Genomic DNA, 959 nt, shown 5'->3' with positions numbered 1-959 from the left:
ACGTAATACCCGAGCACTCTCTTTGCCGGAAAGCGCAGGTGATTAAGAGGTTTAAATTTCGGTGTGTATTTGTCGAGTATTGCGGTGTGTTGTTCGTCTGATGTGTACTTCATTAATTCCTTCAGGCATTCCCTTGCTATTCGTCTGCGTCCGTTCTCTGCTTCCTGTGGTGTCATTGGTCACCTCAGATTTGTGCTTCCAGTAACCGGTTGCCGATATCCATCAGGTCATCACGGTTAACTGTGGTAATTATCCGGCGGGGCTGGGTGAACGGTCGCCAGATTAAAAGCATCGAACCTTTGTTGTTTCCGTTCACCGGTTTGTTTGTGCCGGCGTTAATAAACGATATCCGGCCACCGGTAATAAATCTGACTTCATCAACGGTATCCAGTGCCGATTTAAACCATCCCACGGATGTATCTGCCGGAACCAGCATCACGACCGGCTGCAGTTGCTCCCCGCACTGTTCGGCAGCTTTGCGACCCACGGCTGTATGTCGCTATACGGTGGGTTGCACCATATTGAGCCGTAGCTTTGCCAGTCGGAGTTTAATGCGTTGTCTTTTTCGGTGAGATAATGAGAGCAGAGGGTATTATTTTTATCGGCGGCGGCATCAAGGTAAAAACCGAATTCAGCGTCCAGTGCTGAGAATAACGGGATGGGAGTTTGCCACAAATCACGCAATTCCTTTGGTGTTGTGCTCCCGCCGTAGTCAGTTTTCATTCTTACCCCTGCTGTCATTTATATCAAACGGCATCCCGTCTGCCTTCATTGGCTTGATGCTGGCAAAATCACAAGGAACTATTATCCCGCCAAATGACTGAGCCATCATTAATACCTGCTTTGCCTGAAGTGCCACTATGTTTTTCGGTAGTGCTATTTGATATGTTTCGCCATTAATTAAAACTAATGTCGTCACTGCTTCAACTTTTTTCATTCTCCGCCTCTTTCATCATCAG

The 959-nt window shown here is 47.3% G+C and carries 1 protein-coding gene and 1 pseudogene; both read right to left on the bottom strand.

Going from position 1 to position 959, the window contains the following annotated elements; translation table 11 throughout:
* Window positions 1–184: 184 nt before the first annotated feature.
* Window positions 185–723 (bottom strand): annotated as a pseudogene (locus HMPREF3119_RS07545) (phage N-6-adenine-methyltransferase).
* Window positions 713–937, bottom strand: a complete 225-nt coding sequence (locus tag HMPREF3119_RS07540; RefSeq protein WP_070579186.1) for a hypothetical protein — start codon at window positions 935–937, stop codon at window positions 713–715. The pseudogene HMPREF3119_RS07545 and the gene HMPREF3119_RS07540 overlap by 11 nt, the downstream one beginning before the upstream one ends.
* Between the last annotated feature and the right edge of the window lie 22 nt (window positions 938–959).

Origin of the sequence: Morganella sp. HMSC11D09, assembly GCF_001807955.1 — a bacterium.
GTDB classification, from domain to species: domain Bacteria; phylum Pseudomonadota; class Gammaproteobacteria; order Enterobacterales; family Enterobacteriaceae; genus Morganella; species Morganella morganii.
This window is presented reverse-complemented; position numbering and strand designations above follow the sequence as displayed.

Coding starts and splice junctions, on each gene's coding strand:
- HMPREF3119_RS07540 (WP_070579186.1), bottom strand. CDS start 937: ATGAAAAAAGTTGAAGCAGTGACGACATTAGTTTTAATTAATGGCGAA.